8 protein-coding genes are annotated in these 13844 nt (G+C 72.0%); all 8 read right to left on the bottom strand.

Translation table 11 applies throughout. From position 1 onward, the window contains the following. Window positions 1-88: 88 nt before the first annotated feature. A complete protein-coding gene (gene glgB / locus OIE51_RS03320; protein WP_326595379.1) occupies window positions 89-2284 on the bottom strand; it encodes a 1,4-alpha-glucan branching protein GlgB in 2196 nt (731 codons plus the stop codon). Beyond that, entirely contained in the window at window positions 2281-4296 is a 2016-nt protein-coding gene (locus OIE51_RS03315; protein ID WP_326595377.1) for an alpha-1,4-glucan--maltose-1-phosphate maltosyltransferase, read from the bottom strand. The genes glgB and OIE51_RS03315 overlap by 4 nt, the downstream gene beginning before the upstream one ends. Before the next feature lie 23 nt (window positions 4297-4319). Next, on the bottom strand, window positions 4320-5486 hold the full coding sequence (gene glgA, locus OIE51_RS03310) for a glycogen synthase (RefSeq protein ID WP_326595375.1): 1167 nt from the start codon (window positions 5484-5486) through the stop codon (window positions 4320-4322). Beyond that, a complete protein-coding gene (gene glgP, locus OIE51_RS03305; RefSeq protein WP_326595373.1) occupies window positions 5486-7948 on the bottom strand; it encodes an alpha-glucan family phosphorylase in 2463 nt (820 codons plus the stop codon). Before glgP ends, glgA begins: the two co-directional genes overlap by 1 nt. A gap of 5 nt (window positions 7949-7953) precedes the next feature. Continuing rightward, window positions 7954-9597: a phosphoglucomutase (alpha-D-glucose-1,6-bisphosphate-dependent) gene (gene pgm / locus OIE51_RS03300; protein ID WP_326595372.1), complete on the bottom strand. Its 1644-nt coding sequence runs from the start codon at window positions 9595-9597 to the stop codon at window positions 7954-7956. An 18-nt stretch (window positions 9598-9615) separates the two neighbouring features. After that, on the bottom strand, window positions 9616-10854 hold the full coding sequence (glgC, locus tag OIE51_RS03295; protein WP_326595370.1) for a glucose-1-phosphate adenylyltransferase: 1239 nt from the start codon (window positions 10852-10854) through the stop codon (window positions 9616-9618). Window positions 10855-11160: 306 nt separating this feature from the next. After that, the gene (locus tag OIE51_RS03290; protein WP_326595369.1) at window positions 11161-12153 is read right to left on the bottom strand and encodes a LacI family DNA-binding transcriptional regulator; all 993 of its coding nucleotides are present in this window, start codon (window positions 12151-12153) and stop codon (window positions 11161-11163) included. A gap of 609 nt (window positions 12154-12762) precedes the next feature. After that, window positions 12763-13812 carry a LacI family DNA-binding transcriptional regulator gene (locus tag OIE51_RS03285; RefSeq protein ID WP_326595367.1) on the bottom strand — a complete coding sequence of 350 codons (1050 nt, stop codon included), beginning with the start codon at window positions 13810-13812 and terminating at the stop codon, window positions 12763-12765. Between the last annotated feature and the right edge of the window lie 32 nt (window positions 13813-13844).

Below are 13844 nucleotides of genomic sequence, written 5' to 3'. Positions count from 1 at the left end.
GCGGGCGACGTCACCAGCCGGTCCCACTGATCGTGGTTGGCGCGGCAGCGCCCGCACCCCGTACCCGGGTCGGCGGCGCGTGACGCCGTCACGCCGACCCGGTCGCCACCGGCTCCAGCCACAGGGCGGCGAGCGCCGGTACCCGGATCACCGCCGAGGCCGGGCGGCCGTGCCAGGGCCGGTCGGTCGCGGTCACCGTGCCGAGGTTCCCCGTGCCGGACCCGCCGTAGTGTTCGGCGTCGGTGTTGAGGACTTCGCGCCAGGCGCCGGCGGCCGGCAGGCCGATCCGGTAGTCGTGGTACGCGGCGCCCGCGAAGTTCGCCACGCAGGCCAGCACCTGCCTACCGGGGTCGGCCGGGGCGAGGCGCAGGAAGCTGAACACGTTTCCGGCGCGGTCGTCGGCGTCGATCCAGGAGAACCCGTCGGGGGTGTGGTCGGCCGCGTGGAGGGCGGGGGTCGCGCGGTAGTGCCGGTTCAGGTCGCCGACCAGGGCCGCGATTCCCGCGTGCGCCGGATCGCCGAGCAGGTCCCAGTCGAGCGACCGGTCGTGCGACCATTCGCCGGGCTGGCCGAACTCGCCGCCCATGAAAAGAAGTTGCTTGCCCGGGTGGGCCCATGTGTAGGCCAGCAGTGTCCGCAGCCCCGCCGCCTTGTGCCATCGGTCGCCCGGCATGCGGTCCCACAGCGAGCCCTTGCCGTGCACCACCTCGTCGTGCGAGAGCGGGAGCATGAAGTTCTCGCTCCAGGCGTAGGTCAGGGCGAAGGTCACCTCGTCGTGGTGGAACGACCGGTGCGCCGGATCGCGTCCGCTGTAGCGGAGCGTGTCGTTCATCCAGCCCATGTTCCACTTGAGGCCGAATCCGAGGCCGCCGTGCTCCGTTGGCCGCGTGACGCCCGGCCACGAGGTGGATTCCTCGGCGATCATCATGACGCCGGGGTGCTCGCGGTGGACGGTCGCGTTGAGCTCCTGGAGGAAGCCGACGGCGTCCAGGTTCTCCCGGCCGCCGTGCGCGTTCGGCAGCCAGGCCCCGTCGGACCGGGAGTAGTCCAGATACAGCATCGACGCGACGGCGTCGACCCGCAGCCCGTCGACGTGGAACTCGGAGAACCAGTACAGCGCGTTGGCGACGAGGAAGTTGCGGACCTCGGGCCTGCCGAAGTCGAAGACGTGGGTGCCCCAGTCGGGGTGTTCTCCCCGGCGCGGGTCCGCGTGCTCGTACAGCGGCGTGCCGTCGAACCGGGCCAGCGCCCAGACGTCCCGCGGGAAGTGCGCGGGGACCCAGTCCAGGATCACGCCGATGCCGTGGCGGTGCAGGGTGTCGATGAGATGACGCAGGTCGTCGGGCGTCCCGAACCGGGACGTCGGCGCGTAGTAGGAGGTCACCTGGTACCCCCAGGAGCCGCCGAAGGGATGCTCGGCCAGCGGCATCAGCTCGACGTGGGTGAATCCCATCCGCGTGACGTAGTCGGCGAGTTCGGCCGCCGCTTCGCGGTAGCCGAGGCCCTGGCGCCAGGAGCCGAGGTGCACCTCGTAGACGCTGACGGGCTCGCGGTGCGATGTGGACGCGGCACGGGCGGCCAGCCAGCCGGCGTCGTTCCAGCGGTATCCGGACGTGAAGACCACGGACGCCGTCGCGGGCGGGGTCTCGGCCCGGAACGCCAGTGGATCGGCCTTCTCGTGCCAGGTCCCGTCCGCGCCGAGGAGGCGGAACTTGTACGTCGTGCCGGCGCCGACGCCCGGCACGAACAGCTCCCAGACGCCCGAGCGACCCAGCGACCGCATCGGGTACGCCTCGCCGGACCAGCTGTCGAAGTCGCCGCACACCCGGACACCCCGGGCGGTCGGCGCCCACACCGCGAACGACGTACCCGTCACCCTGCCCGAGGGGGTGTCGTAGTGGCGCACGTGGGCCCCCAGCACTTCCCACAGCCGCTCGTGCCGGCCTTCGGAGACCAGGTGCAGATCCAGCTCGCCCAGCGTGGGCAGCCACCGGTAGGGGTCGTCGAGCACGACGGTGCCCTCGCGGTAGCGCACCTCAAGCCGGTAGTCGTCCGCCGGAGCGTCCACCAGGGCGGCGAACAGCCCGCCCGTCACCCGGGACATCGGGACCCGGGCACCGGCCATCAGGACCGCGACGGCCTCCGCACCCGGCCGGTACGCGCGCACGACCGTCCCGCCCGACGCGTGCCGGTGCGCGCCGAGTACGGCGTGGGGGTCGCTGTGCGCGCCGCCGAGGAGCCGGTCGACGTCCTCCCGTGCCGGCGCGGTGTCCTGGGCGCTCACGGTTCGCCGCCGGGCCGCAGGGGCGGCGGGTCGAGCCGCACGATGTGGCAGACCGCGTGGGCCGGGTCAAGCCGGACGAAGACACTTTCGCCCCACTGCCAGGTCTGCCCGGTCACCTCGTCGTGCGCGGTGAGCGACGCGTCCCAGGGGTGGCCGAGCGAGGGCAGGTCGAGCCGCAGCGTGCCCTGCCGGGCGTGGTGCGGATCGAGGGTGACCACGACGACCACGGTGTCGCCGGTCACCGGATCCTGCTTCGAGTACGCGATCAGCGCGTCATCGTCGATCCCGTGGAACCGCAGCGTGCGGAGCTGCCGCAGCGCCGGCCGCCGGCCGCGGATGGTGTTGAGCGCCGTGAGCCACGGTTCGAGCGAATCGCCGGCGGCGAGGGCGGCCGCGTAGTCCCGGGGGCGCAGCTCGTACTTCTCCGAGTCGAGGTACTCCTCGCTGCCCTCGCGCGCGGCCCGGTTCTCGAACAGCTCGTAGCCGGAATACACGCCCCACGTCGGGGAGAGCGTCGCGGCCAGGGACGCCCGCAGCGCGAACATGGCCTTCCCGCCGTGCTGCAGCGAGGCGTGCAGGATGTCCGGTGTGTTGACGAACAGGTTCGGGCGTGCCTCGTCCGCGTGCGCGACGAGTTCGGCGCCGAACTCGGTGAGCTCCCGCTTGGAGGTGCGCCAGGTGAAGTAGGTGTACGACTGGCTGAAGCCGAGCCGGGCCAGGCCGTAGAGCCGGGCGGGGCGCGTGAACGCCTCGGCGAGGAAAAGGACGTCGGGGCTCTCCTTCTTGACGGTCTCGATCAGCCACCCCCACAGGTTCGGCGGCTTGGTGTGCGGATTGTCGACCCGGAAGATCCGCACCCCGTGGGCGATCCACAGCCGCACCACCCGCAGAACCTCCTCGAACAGCCCGGTCGGGGCGCTGTCGAAGTCGAGCGGGTAGATGTCCTGGTACTCCTTGGGCGGGTTCTCCGCGTAGGCGATCGAGCCGTCGGGCCGGGTGGTGAACCACTCCGGGTGCTCGGTCACCCAGGGGTGGTCCGGGGCACACTGCAGCGCGAGGTCGAGCGCCACCTCCAGGCCCAGCTCGGCGGCGCGCGCGACGAACGCGTCGAAGTCGCCCAGGGTCCCGAGCTCCGGGTGGACGGTGTCGTGGCCGCCCTCGGCCGCGCCGATCGCCCAGGGAGAACCGACATCGTCCGGTCCGGCGGTCAGCGTGTTGCCGCGGCCCTTGCGGTTGATCCGGCCGATGGGGTGGATCGGCGGCAGATACACCACGTCGAACCCCATGGCCGCGATCCGGTCCAGCTCCGCCGCGGCGGTGCGCAGGGTGCCGTGCACGGGCCTGCCGTCAGCATCGCGGCCCCCGGTCGAACGCGGAAAGAGCTCGTACCAGGCGCCGCTGAGCGCCCGGCGGCGTTCCACCGACACCCGGTGGGTGCGGCCTTTGGTCAGCGGCTCCCGCACCGGGTGGTCGGTGGCGAGCCGGTGCACCGGCTCGGACAGGGCCCGGCTGACGCGTTCCGCCAACGGCCGGTCGACGTCCCGCAGATCCGCCGCGGCCTCGCCCAGCAGTGTCCGCGCGTCGTCGCGGCGGATGCGATGGGCGATCCGCCCCAGCAGCCGCGCTCCGGATTCGAGGTCGTTGGCCAGCTGGTCGGCGTCCTGTCCCGCCTCGTATTTGGCCCGCACCGCGTGCCGCCAGGTGAGCCACGGGTCGCCCCAGGCGTCGACGCGGAACGTCCACATTCCCTCGGCGTCGGGGGCGAGGGGCGCCGACCAGCGGTCCGTGCCGGCGCCGGCCGGCGTCATCCGGGTCGTCCTCGACCTCTTGTCGAGCGGCCCGCGCCACACCATGGTGGCCGCGACCGCTTCGTGTCCCTCGCGCCACACCGTCGCCTCGACCGTGATCCGCTCGCCGACCACCGCCTTCGACGGGAAGTTGCCGCCGCCGACCGCCGGGCGGACGTCGTGGATGGCCAGCCGGGCTCCGGCCGCACCCCGTATCCGGGTCATCCCCGCCTCCTCACTCTTGTCTCTCACCGGCTTGCCAGCACTGAGCGGTACACCCGCACGGTCCGCTCGGCGACCGCACGCCAGCCGAACTCTCGCTCCGCCCGCGCGCGGCCCGCCGCACCCATGGCCCGTGCCCGGTCCGGGGCGGCGAGCAGGGAGTTGACCGCCGTGGCGAGATCCCGCCGGTAGGTCTCCGGGTCCTCCGCGTCGTAGTGCACCAGCAGCCCCGTCGTGTCGTGGGCCACGACCTCCGGGATGCCCCCGACGTCCGAGGCGACTACGGCCGTGCCGCAGGCCATGGCCTCCAGGTTGACGATGCCGAGCGGCTCGTACACCGAGGGGCAGACGAAGACGGCGGCCCGGGAGAGCACCTCAAGCACCTCGGGGCGGGTGAGCATCCGGTCGATCCACACGACGCCGGGCCGGGTGGCGGCGAGCGCGGCCACCGCGGTGGCCGTCTCCTCGGCGAGCGCGGGCGTGTCGGGCGCTCCGGCGCACAGCACGAGCTGCGCGCCGCGGTCGATCTGGTGGGCGGCGGCGATGAGGTGGTCCAGGCCCTTCTGCCGGGTGATCCGCCCGACGAACGCCACGACGGGCCGCGCCGGGTCGACGCCGGCGGCGCGCAGGGCCCCGGTGGTGGTGACCGGGTGGAACCGGACCGTGTCGATGCCGTTGCGGATGACGTGGACCCGTGCCGGGTCGAGCGCCGGATAGCAGTCCAGCACGTCGGCGCGCATGCCGTCGCTGACGGCGATGACCGCGTCGGCCGCCTCGCAGGCGATGCGTTCGGCCCACGACGACAGCCGGTATCCGCCGCCGAGTTGTTCCGCCTTCCACGGTCGGCGCGGCTCCAGCGAGTGCGCCGTCACCACGTGCGGGACGTCATGCAGCAGTTTCGCGGTGTGCCCGGCGAAGTTCGCGTACCAGGTGTGCGAGTGCACGAGGTCCGCTTCGCCCACCGCGGCGGCGATGGACAGATCGGTGGACAGCGTCGACAGGGCGGAGCTCGCGGCACGCAGCCGGGGGTCCGGCTGGTGGGCGTGGGCGTCCGGCCGCGGCTCACCGAAGCAGTGCACGTCGACGTCCACCAGGGCGCGGAGTGCCGGCACGAGCGCCGCGACGTGCACGCCCGCGCCGCCGTACACGTCGGGCGGGTACTCCCGGGTCAGCAGTCCCACGCGTTCGGTCATCACTGGCTCTCCCCGGTGGCCGTGTGTCCGTCGCCCACCTCGCCGGCCGGGGCGGTGTCACGGATCAGGCCGAGCCCGCCGGGCCCGAGCAGTTCGTGCCGGGGCCGGACGCGGGCTGCGCAGCCGAGGACGCCGCTGTGCGGCGGCACGAGAATGGCCTCGTACGCCGTGCCGTCGGCGGTGGGCGTCATCGGCGCGGACACGGGGGCGACGAGTTCGCCGTCATCGTCGACCGGGCCGCAGAACGCCCGCACCTCGACGTCCGCCGGGGACAGCGTTCCCAGCTCCACGTCCGCGCGCAGGCTGACAAGGCGGCCGTCGTGCGGCGGGCGGTGGACCGTACTCGCCCGGAGGCCGTCCACGCCGACCCGGGGCCAGGCGCGGCGCACCCTCTCGTTCCACGCGGCCAGCCGGCGCGCGGGGGCGTAGCTGTCGGCGGTGAGGCCCTCGGCCGCCTCGGCGGCCGGCTGATAGAGCGTTCCGACGTAGTCGGTGACCATGCGGTCGGCCAGCAGCCGCGGCCCCAGGTCGCGCAGGACCGCGCGGACCATGCGCAGCCAGCCGGGCCGGTCGTCGTAGAACAGCGGCACGACCTTCGTCTCCAGCAGGTCGTAGAGCGCGTTCGCCTCGGCCTCGTCCCGGCCGGGGCCGCCGCCGGCCGAGGGGATCGCCCACCCGAAGGCCGGGTCGTAGCACTCCTCCCACCAGCCGTCGCCGATCGACAGGTTGAGTCCGCCGTTGAGTGCCGCCTTCATGCCTGACGTCCCGCACGCCTCCTGCGGCCGGAGCGGATTGTTCAGCCACACGTCGCAGCCGGCGACCAGCTCGGCGCCGACCGACATGTCGTAGTCGGGTAGGAACACGACGCGGCGGCGCAGCGCGGGGTCCCCGGCGAACCAGATCAGCTCCTGGATCAGCTTCTTGCCGTCGTCGTCGGCGGGATGGGCCTTGCCCGCCACGATCAGCTGCACCGGCCGGTCGGGGTCCAGCAGAAGCCGCCGCAGGCGGTCGCGGTCGGTGAGCATCAGGGTCAGCCGCTTGTAGGTGGGGACACGGCGGGCGAATCCGATGGTGAGGACTTCGGGGTCGAGACAGTCGTCCACCCAGGCGGTTTCCGTGCCGGAGCGGGAGCCGGCAGCGGTACGCGCCGCGCGCAGCCGCCGGCGGGCGCGTTCGACCAAACGGGCGCGCAGGTCGCGCCGGGCCGCCCACAGCGCGTCGTCGTCGAGGCCGGGCGCCGGCGCGGCGGGTGCCCAGGTGGCGGCGTGCACGCCGTTGGTGACGTGGCCGATCGGGACCTCGTCCACGGGGAGCCCGGGCCACAGCGGGGCGAACATGGACCGGCTCAGCGCTCCGTGCGGCTCGGAGACGCCGTTGCGCCACCGGGCGAGCCGCAACCCCATGTGCGCCATGTTGAACACGCCGGGGCCGGCTTCCTCGCCGAGTTCGAGGCAAGCCGCCACGGGCACGCCGGGGATCGCGGCGGCGAGGTGGTCGGCGACCGCGCCGCTGTCGAACCGGTCGATGCCCGCGGGCACGGGTGTGTGCGTGGTGAACACCGTTCCGGCGCGGACAACCTCCAGTGCCTCGGGGAATCCGAGTTCCGCCTCGTCCATGAGGGCACGGACGCGTTCGAGACCGAGGAAGCCGGCGTGCCCCTCGTTGGTGTGGTAGACCTCCGGCTCGTCGGTGCCCGTCAGCTCGCAGTAGGCGCGGACGGCCCGCACCCCGCCGATGCCGAGCAGCAGCTCCTGGCGGAGCCGGGTGAGCGTGTCCCCGCCGTACAGCCGATCGGTGAGGGCACGGTCCGCCGGGGCGTTGCGCTCGTCGTCGCTGTCGAGCAGCAGCAGCGGCACCCGGCCGACCCGCGCCACCCAGACGCGGGCGAACAGGTCCCCGTGGCCGGGGAGGGCGAGGTGCACGTCGGCGTCGGACAGCGGGCTGAGGCCGACCTCTTCGGGCTCGAACCGCGGGTACCGCTCCCGCTGCCATCCGTCGTCGAAGGACTGGACGAAGTATCCGGAGCGGTAGAGCAGGCCGACCCCGATCACGGGGACGCCCAGATCGCCGGCGGCCTTGAGATGGTCGCCGGCGAGGATCCCGAGCCCGCCGGAGTACAGCGGCAGCGAGGCGGAGATGCCGAACTCCGGCGAGAAGTACGCCACGGCGGGCGCGGACGAAAGGGGCCGGTCGAGGTAGGCGGTGAGTTCCGCGCCCAGTTCACGCGTCCGTGCCAGGAACTCCTCGTCGCCGACGAGGCGGGCGAGCCGCTCGGGGGACAGGGCCCTCAGCAGTCGCGCCGGGTTCTCCCCGACGCGTGACCACAGCTCGGGTGCCGCGTCGGCGAACAGGTCGCGGGTCGGCGGATGCCACGTCCAGCGCAGGTTCGTCGCCAGCTCCCGCAGCGGGGCCACCCCGGCGGGGAGGTGGAGCGGGACGGTGATCAGTCGATGAGCTCGCACGGGTGTTACCTGTCGTTCAGGGCGGCGGAGACGAACGTCCGCGCCTCGTGTTGGATCTGCTGGAGGTGGTCGCGTCCGCGGAAGGACTCCGCGTAGATCTTGTAGACGTCCTCCGTCCCGGAGGGCCGCGCGGCGAACCATCCCGACGGCGTGGACACCTTCAGGCCGCCGATGGGCGCCATGGCGTCCGGCGCCTCGGTGAGGATCGCGGTGATGGGCTCGCCGGCGAGTTCGGTGGCGGCGAGCCGGGCCGCCGACAGGTTCCCGAGGAGCCTCTTCTCGTCGGCGGTCGCGGGGACGTCGGTCCGTTCGTACAGCGGGAATCCCAGCCGCTCCGCGAGGACGGCATACCGCTCGCTGGTCGTCGCCCCGGTCGTCGCGGTGATTTCGGCGGCGAGCAGGCACAGCGCGATGCCGTCCTTGTCGGTGGTCCACACGGTGCCGTCGCGGCGCAGCATGGCGGCGCCGGCGCTCTCCTCGCCGCCGAACACCAGCGTGGCGTCCAGCAGGCCGGGCACGAACCACTTGAAGCCGACGGGGACCTCGACGAGAGGACGGCCGTGGTGGCGGGCCACCCGGTCGATCAGGGACGACGACACGACGGTCTTGCCGACCGCCGCCGCCGGCGGCCAGCCGGGCCGGTGCCCGATCAGGTAGTCGACGGCGACGGCCAGGTAGTCGTTGGGTTTCATCAGCCCGGCGTCGGGCGTGACAATGCCGTGCCGGTCGGCGTCCGGGTCGTTGCCGACCGCGAGGTCGAAGCCGGCGGACCGTTCCACCAGGGACGCCATGGCCCACGGTGAGGAGCAGTCCATGCGGATCCTGCCGTCGTAGTCCAGGGACATGAACCGCCACGTCGGGTCCACGGCGGGTTGGGTGATCGTGATGTCGAGACCGTGGCGGCTCGCCACCTCGGCCCAGTAGGCGACGCTGGCGCCGCCCATCGGGTCAGCGGCGATGCGCAGGCCGGACTCCTTGACGCTCTTCAGGTCGACCACGGACGGCAGGTCGTCGACGTAGTGGCCCAGGAAGTCGTAACGCCCTGTGGTCTCGGCTGACTTGGCGCGTGCCCAGGGCACACGGCGGACGCCGGTGAGGCCGCCTTCGAGGAGGGCGTTCGCCCGGTCCTGGATCCACTGGGTCACGGCGGTGCCGGCCGGGCCGCCGTGCGGCGGGTTGTACTTGAACCCGCCGTCGGACGGCGGATTGTGCGACGGGGTGATGACGACACCGTCGGCCCGGTGGCGTGTGCCGCCGCGATTGTGGGACAGGATGGCGTGGGACACCGCGGGGGTGGGGGTGTAGCCGTCCCGTTCGTCGATCAGCACGGTGACGTCATTGGCGGCGAACACCTCCAGCGCCGTGACCCCGGCGGGTCCGGACAGGGCGTGCGGATCGAGTCCCAGGAACAGCGGGCCCGTGACGCCCTGCGCCGCCCGGTGGTCGCACAGGGCCTGCGTGATCGCCAGGATGTGTGCCTCGTTGAAGCCGTCCCGCAGGCTGGAACCGCGGTGTCCGGACGTCCCGAAGGCGACGCGCTGCTCAGGCGCCGACGGATCGGGGCTGCGGTGGTAGGCGTCGGTGAGGCTCGCGACGTCGACGAGATCGCCGGCGAGCGCGGGCGTTCCCGCCCGTGGATGGATCGGCATGGGGGGCTCTCCTGCCTGTCAGCTCGGCACGACGGTCTGGTGTTTGGCGACCACCACCACACCGCTCGGGCTTACGGAGTAATGGGCGCTGTCCTTTTCGCGATCAACGCCGATCCTGGCCCCCTCGGGAACGATCACGTTTTTGTCGAGAATCGCGTTGCGGACGATCGCATGAGCACCGATCTGCACATTGTCGAACAGAACCGATCCCTCGATATCGGCCCCGGGAGCGACGCGGACGTCCCGCGAGAGCAGGGAGCGCTGAGCGCGGGCGCCGGCCAGGATGACGCCCGGCGACAGCACCGAGTTCTGGACGTCGGGCGTCAGGCCGTAGGCCGGGACGATCTTGGCCGGAGGCCGCGAAGGCTGGTAACTGAGGATCGGCCAGCGTTGGTTGTAGAGGTTGAACACGGGGTCGTCGGCGATGACATCCATGCTGGCCTCGTAATAGGAATCAATGCTCCCCACATCGCGCCAGTACCCACGGTCCCGGTCGGTGGCGCCGGGCACGGTGCTGTTCGCGAAGTCGAATACGGCGGCGGTGCCCTCCGCGACGAATGACGGAATGATGTCGCCGCCCATGTCGTGCCGCGACGAAGAATGCCGGGCGTCCTCTTTCACCGCATGCACAAGGGCGTCGGTCTGGAACGCATAATTACCCATGGAGGCGAAGACCTCGTCGGGCGAATTCGGGAGACCGGCGGCATCGGCCGGCTTTTCCCGGAACGCCGTGATCCATTGTCCGCCGGGGTCGGTCTCGATGACGCCGAAGCGGTGCGCGTCGGCGCGCGGCACGCGGATGCCGGCGACGGTGGCCGCGGCGCCGGAGTCCGCGTGTGCGGCCAGCAGGTGTCGGGGGTCGATCCGGTAGATGTGGTCGGCGCCGAACACGATGACGGTCTCGGGCCGCTCGTCGTAGATCAGGTTGAGAGACTGATAGATGGCGTCGGCCGAGCCCTCGAACCAGCGGGGGCCGGTCCGCTGCTGGGCCGGGACCGGGGTGACGAAGTCGCCGAGCAGCGCGGGAAGCCGCCAGGTGAGCGACACGTGCCGGTCGAGACTGTGCGACTTGTACTGGGTCAGCACGATGATCCGCCGGATGCCCGCGTTGACGAGGTTGGACAGCGCGAAGTCGATCAGCCGGTAGTTGCCGCCGAACGGGACCGCGGGCTTCGCGCGGTCGGCCGTCAGCGGCATCAGGCGCTTCCCCTCCCCACCGGCGAGGACGATGGCGAGTACACCCGAGACATCCACCATTTACCGTGCTCCTTCCGCTTCCACGACGCTTGAAGACCAGCAGGCGTTCGGTGAATGGAGGGCACGCATCCGGTGCACAGCAACGCATTCCGAGGGCTCACGCCGCATTCCGCATGTCGCCATGGGGGCACCTCCATTGGCACCACAATCCGAAAGGAGTCCGTTCGGTTGCGGCAAGACTATGCGCGCGATGTGATATTCGTCAATCTCCGGTTTGTCACGGAAACGGTTCCAGCGAATGCACGGCAGTTTTCAGTAATGCCGAAACCGGTTTCATCGTGCGGCGCCGCGGCCCAGGCGGGCCGCTCAGGCGACCGCGACCCCCGCCGCGGCCGGGCCGACGCTGGCGCGGACCACCAGTTCGGCGGGCAGCGTGACCGGCGTCCGTTCCCCCGGGTCACCGCCGCGGAGAATGTCGAGCAGCAGGTGCACGGCCGCAATGCCGGCCGCGGACTTCTGCAGCCGCACCGTGGTCAGCTTCGGCGTCACCACCTCCGCGAGGGAGGTGTCCCCGAATCCGACGAGGCTGATGTCCTCGGGCACGCTCCGCCCGCGGTCCGCGAGGCGGCCCAGCACCCCGACCGCGATCTCGTCGTTGAACGCCACGATCGCCGTGGCGGATGTGCCGAGAACAAGGTCGGCGGCCCTCACTCCGGACGCGAGGGTCGGCTCGAACGGGCCGCGTTCGGCGAGCTCGACACCCAGCCGCCGGCAGGTGGCGCGGACCGCGCACAGCCGCATCTCGTTGGAGTAGCCCGCCGGACCGGCGAGGTAGACCACTTCCCGGTGCCCCAGCGCGTGCAGGTGTTCCACGGCGTGCACCGTGGCATCGGTGGGGTCGGTGAGCACCGCGGGAATCCCGTCGACCTCGCGGTTGATCAGCACGACGGGCGTGTGCGTGGCCAGATCGTGCAGCCGCTCGTCGGCCATGCTGGGCCGGGACAGCAAAAGCCCCTCCACCTGTCCGGCCATGGCGACGGCGATCCGCGCCTCGTCCCGGGCCGCCTCGTCGGGGTCCGCGACGAACAGCGCGTAGCCGTCATACCGGGCCTGCCGCTGGACGGCCTTGATCACCTCGGCCTGGAACGGGCTCGCGATGTCCGACACGATCAGGCCGAGGTTGCCCGACCGGCCCCGGGCCAGTGAGCGGGCGACCGGATTGGGCATGTACCGCAGTTCCTCGGCGGCGGCCAGCACCCGCTGCCGGGTGGCGCCCGCGACGGCGTGCGGCTGCGTGAAGACCCGGGAAACGGTGGCGGGCGATACGCCGGCACGGGCCGCTACGTCACGGATGGTCATGTTCTCTCCTGGCGAGTACCGGTGGTGGTGATCCGGACGCCGTCGGCCAGAGTCGTGCGTTCTCGTGGGTGGGACTGGGGTTGGTGCGCGCACCGTCGCGGGACGGGGGCGGTCACGTGGGGGAGGTTTCCGTGCGGCGCCCGGGAGTCGGGACGGCCGGGAGTGAACGGTCGTTCAGGTAACGAGCGCGAGGAGGCGGCGGGGACGGACCTCCTCCCGCGTCGACCGAACGCGAGGAGCGCACGCCTCCACGGGTGACGATTTTCTGGGCTCTCACGCCTTGCACATCACTTCATCATGGATTGATCAGATAGCGATCATTATGTAAGCGGTTTCAGAGACGAACAAGCATGCCGGTTCACATCGAGACCCAGGTCACATGCCGCACCGGGCCTCGGCTGCCCGCCGGGGACCCCGCGCACCGCAACGCCAAGGTGACGTCCTCGCCGATGCGGCGGGAGACCTGCGGACGGGTCATGGAGCTTTCTCCGTGCGCCCGGGAGAGCGGGAGGGGACACCGTGACGTAGCGGTGTTCCTTGTGCCGCGTTATCGCGGGCGAGGTGGCCGACGGCCTCTCCGCCGCACCCGAGGACGCCGGGGGGCACATGTCAGCCGTCGTCGCCGGGCCGCGCGGCGGGTGGCTGCCATGCGGCCGTCGAGCGCCGCACCACCAGTTGGGCGCCGACGCGGAGCGAGCGGGAGGTCCCGCCGCGGCCCGCCTCGCCCTTCTCGATGCGGCGCAGCAACTGCTCGGCCGCCAACTCCCCCAGATCCCGGGGCGCGTTGTCGACCACGGTGATCGGCGGGTGCCAGTAGGCGAAGAACGGGGCCTCCTCGTGGCACACCAGCGACAGATGGTCCGGCACCCGCACCCCGAACCGGACCAGGGCACCGAGCACCCCGAACGTCGCCTCGTGGTTGGCGCTGTAGAGCGCGGTGGGCCGCGCCGCGGGGGACGTCATGAGCCGCGTGACCGCCTCGTCGCCGAACGGCGGCTCGTACGGGCCGCGTAGAACCAGGGCCGGGTCCGGCTCCACACCGTGCTCGGCCATCGCCTGTGCGAAACCCGCGTACCGCTCCCGGCCCGAGTCCACCGAGGCCGGGCCGCCGATGAAGGCGATCCGCCGGTGGCCCAGCCCGAGCAGGTGCCGGGCGGCCAGCACCGCCCCCTCGTGATCGTCGGCCATGACCGCGTCGCCGGGCGTGCCCTCGGGGGACCGGATCAGGTTGACCACCGGTATGCCGGCCGTCTCCACCTCCTTGACGACCGTGGCGTTCTCCCCGGTGCCGACGATGATCAGCCCGTCCACCCGGTGGTCCAGCAGCGCCTCCAGATACCGCCGTTCGCGGGCCGGGTCCGCGTCGGTGATGCAGAGCAGGACCTGGTAGCCCAGCTCGTCCAGGCGTTGGTGCACGATGGAGGTGATGGCGTGGAAGGACGCGTTCACCAGGTTGGTCACGATGAGGCCGACGAGGTTGCTGCGCCGGGTGCGCAGGCCGCTGGCGATCCGGTTGGTGCGGTAGCCGAGGCGCTCGGCCGCGGTCACCACCGCCCGCCGGGCCTGCGGGCTGATCCGCCCGGACCCGCTCAGCACCCGCGACGCCGTGCTCTTCGATACGCCCGCCGCTTCGGCGACGTCGGCCAGTGTGACAGCCAAGGTGAACTCCCCGTGTGTGGAATCGATTTCAC

Source organism: Streptomyces sp. NBC_01803, assembly GCF_035917415.1.
Taxonomy (GTDB): Bacteria; Actinomycetota; Actinomycetes; order Streptomycetales; family Streptomycetaceae; genus Streptomyces.
Note: the sequence above shows the minus strand (reverse complement) of the source record. Positions and strands in the feature narration are given on the sequence as shown.

Coding starts and splice junctions, on each gene's coding strand:
- OIE51_RS03315 (WP_326595377.1), bottom strand. CDS start 4,296: ATGACCCGGATACGGGGTGCGGCCGGAGCCCGGCTGGCCATCCACGAC.
- glgA (WP_326595375.1), bottom strand. CDS start 5,486: ATGACCGAACGCGTGGGACTGCTGACCCGGGAGTACCCGCCCGACGTG.
- pgm (WP_326595372.1), bottom strand. CDS start 9,597: ATGCCGATCCATCCACGGGCGGGAACGCCCGCGCTCGCCGGCGATCTC.
- glgC (WP_326595370.1), bottom strand. CDS start 10,854: ATGGTGGATGTCTCGGGTGTACTCGCCATCGTCCTCGCCGGTGGGGAG.
- OIE51_RS03290 (WP_326595369.1), bottom strand. CDS start 12,153: ATGACCATCCGTGACGTAGCGGCCCGTGCCGGCGTATCGCCCGCCACC.